Below are 15836 nucleotides of genomic sequence, written 5' to 3' on the forward strand. Positions count from 1 at the left end.
CCCCATCCGGCCGCTTCGCGGCCACCTTCTCCCACAAGGGGAGAAGGTGGAATCGCGCTACTCCGCGATCCCTTCCTCGTATTCCGCCGACATCGTCAGCCACTTGTCCTCGTTTTGCGCCAGCGTCTGCGCCAGTTGCGAGCGCTCCTTGGCCAGCTGCGTCGCGGTCGAGGGGTCTTTTTCGTAGACCGCCGGATTGGCAAGCTCGTCCTCGATCAGGTCGATGCGCTTGCGGATGCGGTCCATCAGCGCCTCGGTGGCGCGGATTTCGTTGGCTAAAGGCTCCAGTGCCGCACGGCGCTGGGCCGCCTCGCGGCGGCGATCGGCCTTGGACGCCTTGTCCGCCTCCTTCTGCTCACGGCGGTTGGCGGAAACGCCGGTGACCAGCGTCTTATAATCCTCCAGGTCGCCGTCATAGGGATTGACCGCGCCGTCCTTGACCAGCCAAAGCCGGTCGGCCGTCGCCTCGAGCAGGTGCCGATCGTGCGAGATCAGGATCACGGCGCCCGGAAAGTCGTTCAGCGCATGGATCAGCGATTCACGGCTGTCGATGTCGAGGTGATTGGTGGGCTCGTCGAGGATGAACAGGTTCGGCCCCTCGAAGGCCGACAACCCCATCAACAGCCGCGCCTTCTCGCCGCCGGACAGATCCTTGGCGGCGGTGTTCATCTTCTCGGTGGTAAGCCCAAACTGGGCGACACGGCCGCGCACCTTCGATTCCGGCGCCTCCGGCATCAGCCTGCGAACATGTTCGTAGGCGTTTTCCTCAGGCCTGAGATCGTCGAGCTGGTGTTGGGCAAAGATCGCCACCTTCAGCCCAGGCGCCACCGTCATCGTGCCGGCCTCCTGCTTCAGCCGGCCGGACAGAAGCTTGGCGAAGGTCGACTTGCCGTTGCCGTTGGCGCCGAGCAGCGCGATGCGGTCATCGGCATCGATGCGTAAGGTCATCTTCTTCAGGATCGGCTCACCGGGCGTATAACCGACACTGACGTTGTTGAGCGCAACGATCGGCGATGCCACCGTCTTGACCGGCTCCGGAAACGAGAATGGCCGCACCGTGTCGTTCACGATCGCAGCGATCGGCTTCATCTTTTCCAGCGCCTTGATGCGCGACTGCGCCTGCCTGGCCTTGGAGGCCTTGGCGCGAAAACGCTCGACGAAGGATTCCATATGCTTGCGGGCAGCTTCCTGCTTGATGCGGCCCTTTTCCTGCTGTTCCTTTTGCTCGGTGTACTGGCGCTCGAACTGGTCGTAGCCGCCGCGCCAGAAGGTCAGCTTCTTCTGATCGAGGTGGACGATGGAGTTGACGGCGCGATTGAGCAGGTCACGGTCGTGGGAGATCAGCAGAACCGTGTGCGGATATTTCGAGACGTAATTCTCCAGCCAAAGCGTGCCTTCGAGGTCGAGATAATTGGTCGGCTCGTCGAGCAGCAGAAGGTCAGGCTCGGAAAACAGCACCGCGGCCAAAGCCACGCGCATGCGCCAGCCGCCCGAGAAGGAGGAAGCCGGGCGGCGCTGCGCCGCGTCGTCGAAGCCGAGGCCGGCAAGGATGGTGGCCGCGCGGGACTCGGCCGAGTGGGCGTCGATGTCGGCCAGCCGCATGTGGATGTCGGCAATGCGGTGCGCGTCGGTCGCCGTCTTTTCCTCTTCAAGCAGCGCCGTGCGCTCAATATCGGCCTTGAGCACGATGTCGATCAGCGGCTCCTCGGTGCCGGGCGCTTCCTGCGCCACCTGGCCGATGCGGGTGCTTTTCGGCAGGCTGATCGAACCGGTCTCCGAAGGGAAATCGCCGGTGATCGCCTTGAACAGCGTGGTCTTGCCGGTGCCATTGCGGCCGACAAGGCCGGCCTTGGTGCCGGCCGGCAAGGTCAATGAAGCATGATCGAGAAGCAGCCGCCCCGCCATGCGCAGCGTAAGGTCGTTGATGATAAGCATGGCGGGCTTTTGCACGGGAGATCGGCGCTTCGCAAGAGCCAGGGCCCGGATGAGATCCGCCGCTCGCTGTCTTTGGCCGTTCAGCAAAAAACTCGAAGGACTGGAACCAGTTGCCGGCCGAAGCGTTTGGACGCCCGTGATCCGCTATCTCGCCCTGGCCTTCATCTTCTTCCAGGTCGCCACGACGACCGCGCTGGCGACGCAGGTGGTTCTGTTCGAAGACGAGACCGCTCACATTGCTCTCGCCGCTGAGCCCGCGAGCGGGCCGCAGGGCCAACCAACCTCTCCCCAAGCGGCCAAGATTGCGAACCGGCTGGAGGCGCGGGAGCCGGAACACCTGTTGATACAAATCGATTCCGGACAAGCATCCTAGGCTTCGCCTATGATTGACGAAGAGGCTGGCGGACACGCCGCCTCTACCCTGCCGGGCTGTCTCCCCCTCAAGGAAAGATTGTTCGTTCCTCCGCTTTCGCCAATCACCGGTCACACTTTGCTTGCCACGTCACAGGTTTGGCGTTGATCGCCGCTGTTGTCTCAACCTATGCTGGCGCGAGCGGCGGGGTTCGGTTCAAGCAGAGGACAGATCAGATGTCAGCCAAGACCTCGCTCCTTTCGGCCTCGCTGGCGCTCGCGATTTTCGCAATCGTCGCCGGGCTGACCATGCTTCCCACCACCCCCGCGGCCGGTGCGGCAACCATCGACTGCGCGGCAGCGAAGACGCAGGCCGACCTTGCGACCTGCACGGCCGCGAATGCCGCTTCGGCGGACGCGGGGCTCAATGCAGTCTATAAGGGGCTGGCGGGACGTCTGGCTCCCGCCGACCTGAAGCGCCTGCGCGAGGCGCAGCGCGCCTGGATCGCATTCCGCGACAAGGAATGCGCCTTCCGCACCCAGCCCTATGCCGGTGGCTCGGTTTATGCGACCCTCGTCGAGACCTGCAAGCAGGACTTGACCAAGGCGCGGCTGGCGCAGTTGCAGCACCAGTTGCAATGTCCCGAAGGCGACCTCTCCTGCGTGCCGCAAAGCGGCGCCGCGCCTGCGACGGCTGGCACCGCGCCTGCGAAACCCACCCCTGGACAGGCAAGCCGGAACGACACGCGGCCATGCGTGCAATCCGCGGGAAAGGCGAAGTCGGACCAGTATGTCTCGCAATGCGTCCAGGTGTCGCCGGCGACCAATCCGCCCTGCAACGGGCAGAACGCGTGCGGCATGATGATCGACGAGATCAAGCGCGGCTGCGCCATGATCGGCAATGACAACCCGCCCGACTTTTGTTCCGCCTACAAGAACTAAGCCGCACCCGACGTCGCTCCTGCCTGCCATGGCGATCAACATTCCCGGAGAAAGATCAACCCGTCGCAAGAAGACAACCGCAAGTTTGCCTCGTGCTCAATATTGATGCAGCAAGAGACGATACCACCAAAAAAGGCAGCAAAATCTTCTGACCCAAGCATGATGCTTATCAAAAATTGATTTCAGTTTTTATCGCAAACCTGCGACCTTGCCGATGCGCCGTGAGTCGTGAGTTGGCGCCAACGATAACTTGGTCCAAGAAAACTTGGCTCTGGCATTAGGAGCTCACGATGGGCGCGGCGATCAACGATCCACGCACGTTGCGATATGTCGCGGAAATCACGCGCAAGCTGGCGAAAATGCTCTCGCGCACGCGCTACAACATGCTCGTCTATCTTCTTGAGATGACGGCGGTCGAGGCGGAAAGCCTGGCCAACGAGCAGGACCCCAAGCGGGTCCGGCCGGCGGATCCGCCTCAGGTCCGCGGCTGAGCGCCTGCCGTAAGGCGGTCCAGAGCGTTTTACCGTTTCAAGGAAACGGTAAATCGCTCTATCTCCTTGTTTTGACGCAATTCCGGGCGGAAAGGCTACGGCGAAGTCGCCGAGCCTAACTGCTCACACTTTTCCTGGAATTGCTCAAGGACGGCGAGACATTCCAGCCTGTGCGCCTCGATTGCCGGCGGAGCGTCGCATTCGACGATGGCGCGCTCGAACCGGTCGAGCGCGTCCAGCGCCGCAAGCAGGTCGCCGGACGGCCTGCCCAGCGAAAACAGGATGCGCCGCGCCTTGACGCCATCAGCCGCATCCACTGAGCACTGCGCGGCGATCTCGCGGCGCAACGCGTCAAGGTCGGCCAGATGGTCGCGCCATAGCCATGGCGCGACATCATCTGTTGCGGGCAACATGCCTCAGGCCTTGGCCTTACGCTTGCCCTTGCTCCTGGCCGCGTCGCCGCCGGCCGGCTTGCGGCCGAGGCCGGAGGATTTGGCCAACGCCGAGCGGGTGGCCGAGTAGCTCGGCGCCACCATCGGATAGTCGGCGGGCAGGCCCCATTTCGCACGGTATTCGTCCGGCGTCAGGTTATGATCGGTCGCGAGGTGACGCTTCAACGACTTGAACTTCTTTCCGTCCTCCAGGCACACGATGTGGTCGGGGAAAACCGAGCGCTTCGGGTTGACCGCGGGCGTCTGCGCCACCGCCTCCTTGACAACGCTGCCGGTGGCGAGCCTGCGCACCGACGCGCTGACGCTGGCGATCAGATCGGGCAGGCCGGAGGCAGGGAGCGGATTGTTGCCGACATAGGCCGAGACAATGTCGGCGGTCAGTTCGATTGCAGTCTTGTCGTCGATGTTGGACAATTTTTTCACCTTCTGCTGGCCCTCAAATCGCCAGCTCTTTTTTTAAGACTTTCGTCGGTGTATCGAATTGGACCTGTCCCCCAACGGACCGTCCAGAGTCAGTAAAGCTACCAGACTCAATACCGGGCGATGTTTCTACATGGACTGGAAACGCGCAAGTTAGGAATTCTAATAGCTATAGCGAACGCTTTATAGCACCGGCTGCCCGCCTGGATGCGTAAAAAGGGCTATAGCACTTCAACCTACGGTAGGAGTTGCTGAAAAATCGAAGTTCAGGCCAAGTTCCAGTACGGCAACGGCAACCCGCCCGCCGGATGCTCGACGATGCGCGATTCGGCCACTCCATGGCAAATCGCTCATCCGGCGGCGACACCACGCCTGAGCTCGGCAGGCGGCCTCTCCGCGAGGATCTCCAGCACGCGCTTCCAGCGCGCGCAGCGGCCAAAGTCCTTCTGCTCGATGGCCTTTTCGGCCTTCATGGCCGCATAGAGCGGCGCCTCCGCGCCAAACTCCCTGACCAGCCAGTGCGCCTCCTGCCTGGCGCGGCGTTCGTCCTCGTCAACGGCCATTTTGGACATTGTGCCTGCTCTCCGTACCTTCGATGCCGACAGCAAGGCAGCTGCCAATGACGAGGACGGCGCCGGCAACCGCCGTCATCGACAGGCTTTCGCCCGAGAGCGTCAGCAGAAACGTGGAAGCGATCGGCGTCAGATAGGCGACGACCGCTATCCTGCCGCCATGGTCGAGCTTTGCCGCGCGCGACCAGAAATAATAGCCGAGCCCCATCGGGCCGGCGCCGAGATAGAGGCCGAGCAGAAGATGCGCGCCACTCGGGCGCACGACGCCATCATGCAGGCTCCAGGCAAAGGTGAGCGCGACACCGATCAGCGCCGAAGGCAGGAGCAGCCGCTCGGGCGACACCGCGAGACGGCCGACAGCGAGCGAGTAGAAGGCCATGCAGAGCGCGGAGCCGAAAGCGGCGAGATAGCCGACGAGGCTGCCGCCTTCGAACCATGCCCTGTTGGACCAAAAATGCGCGCGCCCCCCGGAGATCACCAGCGCCACGCCGACGAAACCAAGCGCCGCCGCCAGCCCGAGCAACAGCGGACGGCGCGGCCTGCCAAGCAGGATGACCGCCGCGGCGGTCATCAGCGGCCAAGTATAGGCGACAAGGTTCGCCTCGATGACCGGCGCCGAGGCGAAGCCGATATATTGCAGGACCATGGTGCCAACCAGGCCGACGAAGCCAACGAGATAGGCGAGCGCGGCATTTCCCTTCTCCCCTTGTGGGAGAAGGTGGCCTCGCGTAGCGAGGTCGGATGAGGGGTGTTCCAGGGAACGCCGACGTCTCACTTCGCTGGAACACCCCTCATCCGTCTCGGCGCTGCGCGCCGATCCACCTTCCCCCACAAGGGGGGAAGGAGAAGGGCTCGTCAGCCGGATCAGCGCGAAAACCATCGCCGCGCCGCAAAATTGCAGGAACTGCACCTGCGACACCGGATAGACGGCAAGCAAAGTCTTGCCGACCAGGGCGTTGGTCGCCCACAGCGCCACGGCGCCGAGGGCGAAGGCAAGCGCCGCGCCGAGGGCGCCGGAACGGCTTTGGCTTTCCGGCCCGACCGGCCCGAGGCTCAGCGACACTGAAGGCGGCTGACACTCGACCGGATCGTCGGTCATTACCAAGACTCCCTCGCCCCGCCGGAAACCGCCTCGGGCTGCGGCACGGGATGTTCCTCGGCATGGCGGCGGTAGGCGGGCAGTTGGTTGGTCCAGACATCCTCGGCCAGCTCGTTCACCCAGGCACGGTCATGGTCGTTGTCGGCGGCGAGGTAGAACATGCGGTTGTCGTCGACATAGGGTTTGGCGGCCGAGCGCTGGTTGAGCACCAGCGTGACGCGCTCGCCGAGCTGGATCGGCGCGGTGCGGTGGAGCACGCCGAGGAACTGGCCGAGCGTGGCGTAGTTCATCTTGTGGTCGATGCGCATGATCTTGTTGCGCGGCAGCTCGCGGCCGGATTCGAGAATCGAGCGGCCGGTCTCGGAATCGTCGCAGTAGATTTCCAGATGACCGCCGATGAGAGGATCGCTGATCGACAGCGGAATGAGCTCCGTCACCGGAACACCGTCGCAATGCCATTCGACCGCGCCATCCCTTGGGTTCATGAAGGTGACGGTCGAGCCGACGATCGACAGCGGATAGGGCTCGAGCCTGGTTCCCATCATGTCGGACAGTCTTTCCAGGCGCAGCTTGTCGTGCAAGAGCTCCTTGATCTCCGGAATATAGCGGTCGGCACCAGTGATGAAGGTGAGGTCGAGGTGCTTGTGCACGGCATGGCTGGCCTTCAGCTTCAGGGCGGCTTCCTCGATGGCGGCTAGCAGAGCGGGGTCGTAACCGTGACGATACTGGGCGACGCCGAAGCCCGACACTTTCCAGGAGGTCTCATGACCAATGATCGCCTCGCGGCTCATTGCGCAGCGCAGTTCGGGAATTGTATGGGCGTTCATTCTACTTTCTCCAAGATGGGGGCAACACTTGGTTAGCAGTCATTTAAACGTTTACCCCTGTAAATTTAGGAATGCTGATGGTAGCGTAAGCGCAGCTTAAGGTCGAAACCCCGTGCGACTGCTCAGTCAGGTCAATCTCAATTCGCTGAAAATCGTGGAGAGCGCCGCGAGGCACAGGAATTTCACGCGCGCCGGCGAAGAGCAGTTCATCACCGCTTCCGCCGTCAGCCAGCGCGTCAAGAGCCTGGAGGATCAGCTTCGCTTCAAGATCTTCGAGCGCGGCGGCAATGCCGTGTCGCTGACGCCGGAGGGCGAGACCTATGTAGCGCGCGTGCGCGAGGCGCTGGAGCGGATCGTGTCGGCCAGCATGGAGGCTACCGGCCAGTCGCAGGCGCATGTGCTGCGGATCTGCGTGCTGCCGACCTTTGCCGCGCGCTGGCTGTTTCCCAGGCTGACGGCCTTCCAGCGGCAATATCCCGACATCGAGATGCGGGTGGCGACCTCCTACGCCACGCATGAATTCTCGACCTCGGAATACGATCTCGAAATCCGATATGGCGACGGCAATTTCCCCGGCCTCGCCTCGGAGCTGCTGTTCAAGGAAGACCTGACGCCGGTCTGCAGCCGCACGCTCTTCCACGAAGTGCTGGGCGACAAGCCGCTGTCGAAGGTGACGCCGGAAGACCTGCGCTACTTCACACTGCTGCACTCCGAAACCTGCACGCAAAACTGGCAGTCGTGGCTGGGCTTTGCCGGCGCGAGCTTCGTGCTTGGCGAAACCAGGAGCGTTTATTTCGACAGCTGCATGATGTCCTACGAGGCGGCCAATGCCGGCATGGGCTTTGCCGTCGCCAACCGCGCCTATATGGCAAGCGACATCCACGCCGAACGGCTGGTGGCCCCCTTCGCGGTCCACCACCCCAACACGGCGGGCTGGTATCTCGTCAGCCCGATCAAGGCGCTGGGCGCGCGCAAGGTGCAGTTGTTCAAGCAGTGGATCATGGCCGAAGCGGCGCTGACGCAGCGCCAGCTGGACGTCGAGATCGAGAGCGTGCCAGTGCGGCGCGTGGCGATGGCGTGAAGGTTACGACGCCGAGACGCAAGTCTTCCTAATGGCACTGCACAGGGATCTTGACCGGGTCGGCTCTGTTTGCGTTGGCAGGTGGCATGCGTTGGAGATTGGCCGAAACGCCCATCGCGATCGTCATTCCAGGGCGGAGCAGGAGCGAAGCTCCGTCGCCAAAACGCGACGTCCAAATGCCCGCGAAGGCGGACCTCGGCAGAATTTCAGGATTTTCCGGTGATTTCTTCGGCGCTGCATAGCCGGCTAGCGTGATCGCACCATGACGCGAAGCGGAGACTCAGCTATCTTGTGTTGTGCGCGGGCCTGATTTTCCCGCTTGGCCGGCGCTACCCAGCTTCCTCCCAAGCAGCGCCGGCCTTCTTCGTTTCGGCCCGACGGCCGGCCCTGGCGCTATTGCTTCGGCGGGGTGCCCGGCTGATCGCCGCCGGTGGTCGATTTCGGCACAGGGTTCTTGTCGACCTTAGGGTTCTGGTTGACTTCATCGCCCGGCGCCTTGGTGGGCGGCACGCTGTTGTCGCAGGCGGCGAGCACGAGCCCTGCCGCAAGAGCCAGCAGCACAGGAAGCTTCGTCATGACGACCTCCTCTCGTTCGCTCCTTTGAGGGGCAAACGGGGCGGTGGCGGTTTGGTTGCGTTGACCGGCGGAACCAACCGATCCGAGTCCGGTTGGAATCCCGAGCCAATCGAACGCAACGAGGAAACTGATTATGGTCCGCCTTCTGCTTGCCGGCCTTTTTGCCTACACCGCGTATCGCGTTGCCGTGAGGATCATCGACGAGGTGCCTGGAGACGTCGCGCCGCTGGATATGCCGGGCGACGAGAGGCGCAATTTGCGGCGCCAGTCGGCGGCGATGGGGGTCGAGCCGAAGCGGTAGCGGCTCTTTCGGATGGGAATAGCCCTTCCGGTGAAGCGTGGATGCCTCGCAGCCCTGTCCGGCCGCTTCGCGGCCACCTCTTCCCCCCTCGCGCGGGCCGAGGAAGTTATTGCGAACAAAGCAGAAACGATGCTTGATGGGCGATGAACATCGCCGCTCGTGATTCGTCCTTCGAGGCGCCCGCCTATCTTGGCCGGCTGAACGACGAGCAGCGGCTGGCGGTGATGCATGGCGACGGCAAGGTGGCTGCGCCGCTGCTGGTGATCGCCGGCGCCGGCTCCGGCAAGACCAACACCCTGGCGCATCGCGTCGCCCATCTCATCGTCAAGGGCGCCGATCCGCGCCGCATTCTGTTGATGACCTTCTCGCGCCGCGCGGCGGCCGAGATGGCCAAGCGCGTCGAGCGCATTGCCGGCGAGGTGCTGGGGCGCGACGCGGCAATCATCGCCGACGCGCTGGCCTGGGCCGGCACGTTTCATGGCATCGGCGCGCGACTGCTGCGCGACTATGCCGAGCAGATCGGCCTCGACCCGGCCTTCACCATCCATGACCGCGAGGATTCCGCCGACCTGATGAACCTTGCGCGGCACGAGCTGGGATTCTCCAAGACCGAAAGCCGCTTTCCCACCAAAGGCACCTGCCTGCAGATCTATTCCCGGGCGGTGAATGCGCAGGTGCCGCTCGGTGAGGTGCTGGGCTCCGCCTTCCCATGGTGCGCGGCATGGGCGGACCAGCTGAAGGAGCTGTTCGCGGCCTACGTGGAGGCCAAGCAGACGCAGAACGTTCTCGATTACGACGACCTGCTGCTCTACTGGGCGCAGATGGCGGCCGAGCCGGAGATCGCGGCGCATCTCGGCGGCCGCTTCGATCATGTGCTGGTCGACGAATACCAGGACACCAACCGGCTGCAGGCCTCGATCCTTCTGGCGCTGAAGCCGGACGGCGCCGGGCTGACCGTGGTGGGCGACGACGCGCAGTCGATCTATTCCTTCCGCGCGGCGGAAGTGCGCAACATCCTCGATTTCCCAAAGCAGTTCGCGCAAGCAGCCGCGGTCATCATGCTGGAGCGCAACTACCGCTCGACCGAGACGATCCTGGCCGCCGCCAACACGGTGATCGGCGAGGCCAGCGAGCGCTTCACCAAGAACCTGTGGACCGAGCGCCGGTCGTCGCACAAGCCGCAACTGGTCAGCGTGCGCGACGAGGCCGAGCAGGCCAACTATGTGTGCCAGGCGATTCTGGCCGAGCGCGAGGCCGGCACGGCGCTGAAGGCGCAGGCGGTGCTGTTCCGCACATCGAGCCATAGCGGACCGCTGGAGGTTGAGCTGACGCGCCGCAACATCCCCTTCGTCAAGTTCGGCGGGCTGAAATTCCTCGATGCCGCGCATGTCAAGGACATGCTGGCGATGCTGCGCTTTGCCGAGAACCCGCGCGACCGCGTCGCCGGTTTTCGCGTGCTGCAGCTTATGCCGGGCATCGGCCCGTCCGCCGCCTCGCAGATCGTCGACGCCATGGCGACGTCGCTGGACGAGACGCTGGGCCTCGCCCGGTTCCGGCCGCCGCAGCGCGCCGCCCAGGACTGGCCGGTCTTCCTCGACATCTATGGCGGCTTACGCGCCGGCGCCAAATGGCCGGCCGATCTCGAGCGGATCAGGCTGTGGTACGAGCCGCATCTGGAGCGCATCCATGAGGACGCGATCACGCGCCGGGCCGACCTCCTCCAGCTTGAGCAGATCGCATCGACCTATCCGTCGCGCGAGCGCTTCCTGACCGAGCTCACCCTCGATCCGCCCGACGCCACAAGCGACCAGGCCGGCCCGCCGCATCGCGACGAGGATTATCTCATCCTGTCGACGATCCATTCGGCCAAGGGCCAGGAATGGAAGAACGTCTTCGTGCTCAACACCGTCGACGGCTGCATCCCGGCCGATCTCGGCGTCGGCACCAAGGAGGACATCGAGGAGGAGCGGCGCCTGCTCTATGTGGCGATGACCCGGGCCAAGGACAGCCTGCATCTCGTCGTGCCGCAGCGCTTTTATCCGCACAACCAGGCGGCGCGCGGCGACCGCCACGTCTATGCCTCGCGCACGCGCTTCATCCCGGCCTCGATGCTTTCGGCCTTCGAGCAGTCGTCCTGGGCGAGCGCCGCGCTCAAGGACGACCCGCGCCAGCGGCCGGGCGTCAAGGTCGATCTCGGCGCCCGCATGCGCGGCATGTGGAGATAGGCCGCCTGGCCGTTCCAGCCGACTGCAAGGCGAAGGGTCCGATTTGCCTCCGCGTTCAGCGGGGGCACGCCATCCTTGAGAAAACAGCGGCATGCGTGGAACCTCCCGCCGCAAGCCGCGTTGTGTGGCGTCCTTCCCCAGCCAGGGAGGCTCGCCGCCTCCGCAGCCAATTGACGAGGTCCAAATGCACGACAGGACGTTCTTCACTCCGGTCGCCCTCAGCGTCGGCGCCGGCCACAAGCGCATGATCGCCTCGCTGTTCGAGATGCATGACTTCCTGACCGAGTTCCCGCCGTCGCGCCGCCGCCTCAGCTATGGCGCCGCGGTGAAGGCCTGCGAGGCCGCGCGGAGTGGAGAAATCCCGGTCGAGGCCGCGCGCGATGCGCTGATCACCTTCGCGGTGACGGCAGGCATCTTGTGGCCTTCGGAGCAGCCGGTCGTCTCGGTCAAGCCGGTGGCGCGCGGCTATGGCGGCTTCGCCGCCTGAATTTTACGACAGAAGACCGCCCTCCCGGAAAGCCCGCCCTCGGTGGCGGGTTTTTCCGTGCCGTCATTCCGGCTTGGCGGCCGCCGGCGAGGCTTCTGCGATCGGCGCGACCGGCTCGGCCGCCGCGACGAAGGGATAGACGAGCTGCTGGTGATAGAGCTGCGGCACCGGCTCATCGGTGCCGTATTTTTCCGGCATATGCTGCGGCATGAACAAGGTGCCGCCGATCAGATCGAGGACGGGCAACTGTCCGGCGAAGTTCTTGTCATAGGCCTGGCGTTCGTTGGCATGATGCCAGTGATGAAACTGCGGCGAGGCAATGAGCCATCTCAGCGGCCCGAACTTGATGCGGGTGTTGGAGTGAATGAACACCGACTGCCAATGATAGATCAGCACGTAGATGAGAACTGCTTCGCCGGAAAAACCCAGGGCGAAGAGCGGCAGGAACGAAGCCGACTTGGTCAGGATCTGGTCCACCGGGTGCACGCGGTGGCCGGCCAGCCAGTCCATCTCCTCGATCGAGTGATGGATGGCGTGAAAACGCCACAGAAACGGCACCGCGTGAAAGGCGCGATGGGCAATGTAGAAGCCTATATCGGCAATGAGCAGGGCCTCGATCGTCTGCAGCCATAAAGGCTGCGACTGGACGGCGGCCGAAAGTGCCTCGGGAACGACACGCGGGACCACCAGCATCGCAGCGCCGATCACCAGCAACAGGCCGAACTTGATGACGATGCCGTTGAAGAGCAGATAGAAGACGTCGTTCAGCCAATGCCGGCGCGCGGCCGATTGCTCGGCATGCAGCGGCAGGAGCTGCTCGAGCGGAATGAAGATGAGGGCGATGACCAGCACCGCCTTGTAGTCGATGAGATCCAACACGGTCGCTCGCGGATCGGCTGAGGCCAGTCTCCGACACTAGCCGCCAAAGAATGAACGGACCGTTGCTGGCATACGCGGCGCTGCGAAATCGCGTGAAAACTTTCCGACGGCTGCGTGAAACACCACACGGACGGTTGCCGTTCACCATGCCAGTTGCGGACGCGCTTTAAGTCTTTGTTTTGATGCATGTCGTTGTCCCGGAACCGTTGCACACTTCCGGGCGACATGCATCGGGAGGGCGGATGTTTCTCGATCGCGAGCGTTTCAAGCCGGCGGCCGAAATGCGGCTTGGCCGGGACAAGTCGTCGATCCGAGTGACGATAACCGATCCGAAGGCCTGCGAACTCGGCGAAGCCGTCTATGCCTGGGTCACCGCCGACGGCAAGGCGGTCAGGATCGGCACCGGCGGCGCCTCGGCGGGCAAGCGCCTGCTTTCCTATCCCGGCTACATCAATCGCAGCCTCACGGGCCGCGGCGGCGCGACGCCCAAATGGGAAGCGCTGAAGTGGCTGAACCTGCTCGCCGAACACGGCATGCTGATGGCGGTGGTGCATCAGCCGGAGCCGATCCCGTCCGCGGCGGGCCTGATCAGGCCCTATCTCGATGTCGAGCGCCAGTTGATCCGCCAGCACAGGCCGCTGCTCAACCGCAGCCACCGTTGACCTCGGATTCAGTGGACCGTGCCGGCGGCATCGCTCGCCGGCCCGCCGCGCGGAATCTCGAAGCTCACCTGGTCGCGGCCATTGGACTTGGCCTTGTAGAGATGGCGGTCGGCGACCTGGAACATGTCATGGTAAGTGGTCGGGCCGCTGAAGGCGGTGCCGCCGATGCTCACGGAAAGCGGCCAGGGCCGCCCGCCGGGCGCAAACTCGGCCTCGCGGATGCGGCGCCTGATGGATTCGGCGACCAGAAAGGAGCGTGCGGCGTCGGCGCCGGGCAGGAAGACCGCGAATTCCTCGCCGCCGATGCGTCCGACAATGTCGGCGCCGTGCAGTTGCCCCTTGATCGTCGCGGCGATCAACCTCAGCGCCTGGTCGCCGCAATCGTGACCGAGGCGGTCGTTGATCGACTTGAAGTGATCGGCATCGACAATCAGAAAGGCGCCGGCGTCGGCGACCGTTTGGCCGCGCGCCCGCTCGAGATAGGCCTCGACCAGCATCGAGAAGGCACCGCGATTGAAGACCGCCGTCAGGCTGTCGGTCGCGGCAATGACGCCGAGTTCCTTCTGCGTGATGGCCAGCTGGCGCATCTTCCACATCAGAAAGAAAAGGAACGAGCCGCCAAGGATCAGCGGCAGGAAAAGGTCCGTGAGTTGCGCCCAAAGCAGCGCCTGTGGCGACAGCGAGGGGAAATTGAAGGAATCGACGAAGAACGCGGCGGCAATGAAAAAGGCGGTGCCGGCGGCGGTGACCACCACGACCCTGCCCCAGCTTGTCGGGGACAAATCGATGCGCATGCCTCTGCTCCCGTTATGTCAGGCCATCATGCCGCGAGGAAGGCAAACGAACCGCTAATATAAGCCTCGTCCCCGAAGTTTGGTTAATTTTCTCGCTCAGCGTCGAACGTGGAACGGCATGCGGTCCGGCTCGATCTCCAGGCAATCATAAAGCCCACCACGGATGCGGCGGGCTTCCCGACTGGCCGGAAGTTCTCGTCAGCAAAAATGGGCGTGGCGCTCCTCGTGGGGCAAAGCGATGGCCGCATAGTATTGCCCGGCTGCAACCGGTCGGTTGTCGAGCGGGAGAACGATATCGGCTTTCAATGCAAGCCCGGCGCCCGCACCGACGACGCGAAGCAACCGGCAGGCCCGCCTCACGGCGGGCTCTGTCTTTTCCTTTAACGGGCGGTCGAGCTGCCCAAACCACCCACGGTGCCACCGGTGCCACCGGCCGACGTATTGCCGGTACCCATGGTGGAGCCGGCGGCCGAGCCGCCGATGCCGGCGTTGAAGCCGCCGGAGCCGCCCACCGTGCCGGTGCCGCCGGCGCCGCCCGTCGCACCAAACGAAGTACCAGTATTGGTGATGATTGTGCCTGTGGCACCACCAATCGAGCCGCTGGTGCCGGCATTCAAGCCGCCAACGCCGCCACCCACAGAGCCGGTACCAACGACGCCACCGGTCGCACCGAACGAGGTGCCGGTAGTTGTACCCGCAGCACCACCAGTCGAGCCGCTGGTGCCGGCATTCAAGCCGCCGGCGCCGCCCACCGTGCCGGTGCCGCCGATGCCGCCCGTCGCACCGAACGAGGTGCCGGTGGTTGTATTCGTGGCATCGCCAATCGAGCCGCTGGTGCCGGCGCTCAAGCCGCCGGCGCCGCCCACCGTGCCAGTGCCACCGATGCCGCCCGTTGCACCGAACGGGGTGCCGGTGGTCGTGCCCATGGCACCGCCAATCGAGCCGCTAGTGCCGGCGTTCAAGCCGCCGCCCACCGTGCCGGTGCCGCCGGCAACGCCGGTCGCACCGAACGAGGTGCCGATGCCGGTGGTCGTGCCCGCGACGCCGCCGATCGAGCCAGTAGTGCCGGCGTCGAAGCCGCCGGTGCCGCCCACGCCGACGCCGCCGATGCTGCTGCCAAAGCCCGTGCCGAAACCGGTTGAGCCGCCCATCGAGGAGCCCGTGCCGGTGCTCGCGCCGCCAGGGCTACCCGCCGCGACGCCGGTGTTGCCAATACCAAAGCCGATATCGAGACCGGCGGCATTCGCCGGCACGGCGAGAATGGCGATGCCGCCGACCAATGTGCCGGCGATTTTTTCTACGATACCATTCATGGCATTCTCCTTCGTTGCCACTTTTTTTCGCACTGCATCTCCGGACTGCCGGGTCCGTGCGCATGCCTGTGCGAGAGGGAATGAAGGGAATACGAACGGGCTCGATCAGGGTTCCATTTTTTTCAAGGAAAAATTCGCTGATATGCGCGTCTTCCTTGATGGTTGAGTTTGATCGACGATCGGCCCGCGGAAAGCCTGGACCATGCAGCGCTCAGGCGTAGGCGCGACCTTCCTCGGAGCGCTGGAACAGCGCCAGGTCGAGCGACACCGAGGGCCGGCCGAGCACCGTGAGCACCATATGCGCCTGGCCGCGATGGTGGGTCTGGTGGTTGAAGAAATGGCCGAGCGCCGGCGAAAGGCGCTGCGAGACGGTGCGCATGTCGACGGTCATGTAGGAGAAACGGCCGGCGAGCGCCTTGTCGCCCATCC

At 64.2% G+C, this 15836-nt stretch carries 19 protein-coding genes; 8 read left to right on the top strand and 11 right to left on the bottom strand.

Annotation, left to right across the window (positions count from 1 at the left end):
- Positions 1–57: 57 nt before the first annotated feature.
- Positions 58–1935: an ABC-F family ATP-binding cassette domain-containing protein gene (locus tag FJ425_RS23380; RefSeq protein WP_140726359.1), complete on the bottom strand. Its 1878-nt coding sequence runs from the start codon at positions 1933–1935 to the stop codon at positions 58–60.
- Between the two features lie 136 nt (positions 1936–2071).
- On the opposite strand from FJ425_RS23380, the gene FJ425_RS23385 reads away from it, so the two are divergent.
- The 3 genes from FJ425_RS23385 (at position 2072) to FJ425_RS23395 (ending at position 3719) form a co-directional block, all read left to right on the top strand.
- The gene (locus FJ425_RS23385) at positions 2072–2308 is read left to right on the top strand and encodes a hypothetical protein (protein WP_140540950.1); all 237 of its coding nucleotides are present in this window, start codon (positions 2072–2074) and stop codon (positions 2306–2308) included.
- A 215-nt stretch (positions 2309–2523) separates the two neighbouring features.
- Positions 2524–3228: a lysozyme inhibitor LprI family protein gene (locus tag FJ425_RS23390; protein ID WP_140726361.1), complete on the top strand. Its 705-nt coding sequence runs from the start codon at positions 2524–2526 to the stop codon at positions 3226–3228.
- Positions 3229–3518: 290 nt separating this feature from the next.
- Positions 3519–3719, top strand: a complete 201-nt coding sequence (locus tag FJ425_RS23395; protein WP_140635780.1) for a hypothetical protein — start codon at positions 3519–3521, stop codon at positions 3717–3719.
- A gap of 95 nt (positions 3720–3814) precedes the next feature.
- Here FJ425_RS23395 and FJ425_RS23400 read toward each other — a convergent pair whose 3' ends face one another.
- The 5 genes from FJ425_RS23400 to FJ425_RS23425 form a co-directional block, all read right to left on the bottom strand.
- Positions 3815–4132, bottom strand: a complete 318-nt coding sequence (locus tag FJ425_RS23400) for a hypothetical protein (RefSeq protein ID WP_140726364.1) — start codon at positions 4130–4132, stop codon at positions 3815–3817.
- Positions 4133–4135: 3 nt separating this feature from the next.
- Positions 4136–4585, bottom strand: coding sequence for a MucR family transcriptional regulator (locus FJ425_RS23405; protein WP_095767194.1), 450 nt, complete (start codon positions 4583–4585; stop codon positions 4136–4138).
- Positions 4586–4941: 356 nt separating this feature from the next.
- Complete coding sequence (locus tag FJ425_RS23410) at positions 4942–5163, bottom strand: hypothetical protein (RefSeq protein ID WP_246673600.1); 222 nt, start codon at positions 5161–5163, stop codon at positions 4942–4944.
- On the bottom strand, positions 5144–6262 hold the full coding sequence (locus tag FJ425_RS23415; RefSeq protein ID WP_140635782.1) for a DMT family transporter: 1119 nt from the start codon (positions 6260–6262) through the stop codon (positions 5144–5146). The genes FJ425_RS23410 and FJ425_RS23415 overlap by 20 nt, the downstream gene beginning before the upstream one ends.
- A complete protein-coding gene (locus FJ425_RS23425) occupies positions 6262–7089 on the bottom strand; it encodes a hypothetical protein (RefSeq protein ID WP_181165038.1) in 828 nt (275 codons plus the stop codon). Before FJ425_RS23425 ends, FJ425_RS23415 begins: the two co-directional genes overlap by 1 nt.
- A 112-nt stretch (positions 7090–7201) precedes the next feature.
- On the opposite strand from FJ425_RS23425, the gene FJ425_RS23430 reads away from it, so the two are divergent.
- The gene (locus FJ425_RS23430; protein ID WP_140726367.1) at positions 7202–8170 is read left to right on the top strand and encodes a LysR substrate-binding domain-containing protein; all 969 of its coding nucleotides are present in this window, start codon (positions 7202–7204) and stop codon (positions 8168–8170) included.
- A 393-nt stretch (positions 8171–8563) separates the two neighbouring features.
- Here FJ425_RS23430 and FJ425_RS23435 read toward each other — a convergent pair whose 3' ends face one another.
- A complete protein-coding gene (locus tag FJ425_RS23435; protein ID WP_140635786.1) occupies positions 8564–8746 on the bottom strand; it encodes a hypothetical protein in 183 nt (60 codons plus the stop codon).
- A 133-nt stretch (positions 8747–8879) separates the two neighbouring features.
- Here FJ425_RS23435 and FJ425_RS31690 point away from each other — a divergent pair, with 133 nt between their 5' ends.
- The 3 genes from FJ425_RS31690 (at position 8880) to FJ425_RS23445 (ending at position 11759) form a co-directional block, all read left to right on the top strand.
- A complete protein-coding gene (locus FJ425_RS31690) occupies positions 8880–9047 on the top strand; it encodes a hypothetical protein (protein WP_181165039.1) in 168 nt (55 codons plus the stop codon).
- Positions 9048–9190: 143 nt separating this feature from the next.
- On the top strand, positions 9191–11272 hold the full coding sequence (locus FJ425_RS23440) for an ATP-dependent helicase (protein WP_140635788.1): 2082 nt from the start codon (positions 9191–9193) through the stop codon (positions 11270–11272).
- Between the two features lie 184 nt (positions 11273–11456).
- Positions 11457–11759 carry a DUF982 domain-containing protein gene (locus FJ425_RS23445; RefSeq protein ID WP_140540935.1) on the top strand — a complete coding sequence of 101 codons (303 nt, stop codon included), beginning with the start codon at positions 11457–11459 and terminating at the stop codon, positions 11757–11759.
- A 63-nt stretch (positions 11760–11822) separates the two neighbouring features.
- Here the strand turns inward: FJ425_RS23445 and FJ425_RS23450 are convergent, their stop codons facing one another.
- A complete protein-coding gene (locus FJ425_RS23450; RefSeq protein WP_140635790.1) occupies positions 11823–12638 on the bottom strand; it encodes a sterol desaturase family protein in 816 nt (271 codons plus the stop codon).
- A gap of 242 nt (positions 12639–12880) precedes the next feature.
- On the opposite strand from FJ425_RS23450, the gene FJ425_RS23455 reads away from it, so the two are divergent.
- Positions 12881–13300: a hypothetical protein gene (locus tag FJ425_RS23455; protein WP_140726370.1), complete on the top strand. Its 420-nt coding sequence runs from the start codon at positions 12881–12883 to the stop codon at positions 13298–13300.
- An 8-nt stretch (positions 13301–13308) separates the two neighbouring features.
- Here FJ425_RS23455 and FJ425_RS23460 read toward each other — a convergent pair whose 3' ends face one another.
- The 3 genes from FJ425_RS23460 to FJ425_RS23470 form a co-directional block, all read right to left on the bottom strand.
- Positions 13309–14094, bottom strand: coding sequence for a GGDEF domain-containing protein (locus FJ425_RS23460; protein WP_140635794.1), 786 nt, complete (start codon positions 14092–14094; stop codon positions 13309–13311).
- Positions 14095–14474: 380 nt separating this feature from the next.
- A complete protein-coding gene (locus FJ425_RS23465; RefSeq protein ID WP_140635796.1) occupies positions 14475–15407 on the bottom strand; it encodes a hypothetical protein in 933 nt (310 codons plus the stop codon).
- A 211-nt stretch (positions 15408–15618) separates the two neighbouring features.
- A partial coding sequence (locus FJ425_RS23470; protein WP_281407514.1) for a DinB family protein occupies positions 15619–15836 on the bottom strand: 218 nt, incomplete at its 5' end.

The sequence above is a fragment of the Mesorhizobium sp. B2-7-2 genome, from assembly GCF_006440775.1.
Taxonomy (GTDB): domain Bacteria; phylum Pseudomonadota; class Alphaproteobacteria; order Rhizobiales; family Rhizobiaceae; genus Mesorhizobium.

Excerpts from the sequence above, each read along its gene's own strand:
- FJ425_RS23380 (WP_140726359.1), bottom strand. The coding sequence starts at position 1,935 with ATGCTTATCATCAACGACCTTACGCTGCGCATGGCGGGGCGGCTGCTT.
- FJ425_RS23390 (WP_140726361.1), top strand. The coding sequence starts at position 2,524 with ATGTCAGCCAAGACCTCGCTCCTTTCGGCCTCGCTGGCGCTCGCGATT.
- FJ425_RS23395 (WP_140635780.1), top strand. The coding sequence starts at position 3,519 with ATGGGCGCGGCGATCAACGATCCACGCACGTTGCGATATGTCGCGGAA.
- FJ425_RS23400 (WP_140726364.1), bottom strand. The coding sequence starts at position 4,132 with ATGTTGCCCGCAACAGATGATGTCGCGCCATGGCTATGGCGCGACCAT.
- FJ425_RS23410 (WP_246673600.1), bottom strand. The coding sequence starts at position 5,163 with ATGTCCAAAATGGCCGTTGACGAGGACGAACGCCGCGCCAGGCAGGAG.
- FJ425_RS23415 (WP_140635782.1), bottom strand. The coding sequence starts at position 6,262 with ATGACCGACGATCCGGTCGAGTGTCAGCCGCCTTCAGTGTCGCTGAGC.
- FJ425_RS23425 (WP_181165038.1), bottom strand. The coding sequence starts at position 7,089 with ATGAACGCCCATACAATTCCCGAACTGCGCTGCGCAATGAGCCGCGAG.
- FJ425_RS23435 (WP_140635786.1), bottom strand. The coding sequence starts at position 8,746 with ATGACGAAGCTTCCTGTGCTGCTGGCTCTTGCGGCAGGGCTCGTGCTC.
- FJ425_RS31690 (WP_181165039.1), top strand. The coding sequence starts at position 8,880 with ATGGTCCGCCTTCTGCTTGCCGGCCTTTTTGCCTACACCGCGTATCGC.
- FJ425_RS23440 (WP_140635788.1), top strand. The coding sequence starts at position 9,191 with ATGAACATCGCCGCTCGTGATTCGTCCTTCGAGGCGCCCGCCTATCTT.
- FJ425_RS23445 (WP_140540935.1), top strand. The coding sequence starts at position 11,457 with ATGCACGACAGGACGTTCTTCACTCCGGTCGCCCTCAGCGTCGGCGCC.
- FJ425_RS23455 (WP_140726370.1), top strand. The coding sequence starts at position 12,881 with ATGTTTCTCGATCGCGAGCGTTTCAAGCCGGCGGCCGAAATGCGGCTT.
- FJ425_RS23460 (WP_140635794.1), bottom strand. The coding sequence starts at position 14,094 with ATGCGCATCGATTTGTCCCCGACAAGCTGGGGCAGGGTCGTGGTGGTC.
- FJ425_RS23465 (WP_140635796.1), bottom strand. The coding sequence starts at position 15,407 with ATGAATGGTATCGTAGAAAAAATCGCCGGCACATTGGTCGGCGGCATC.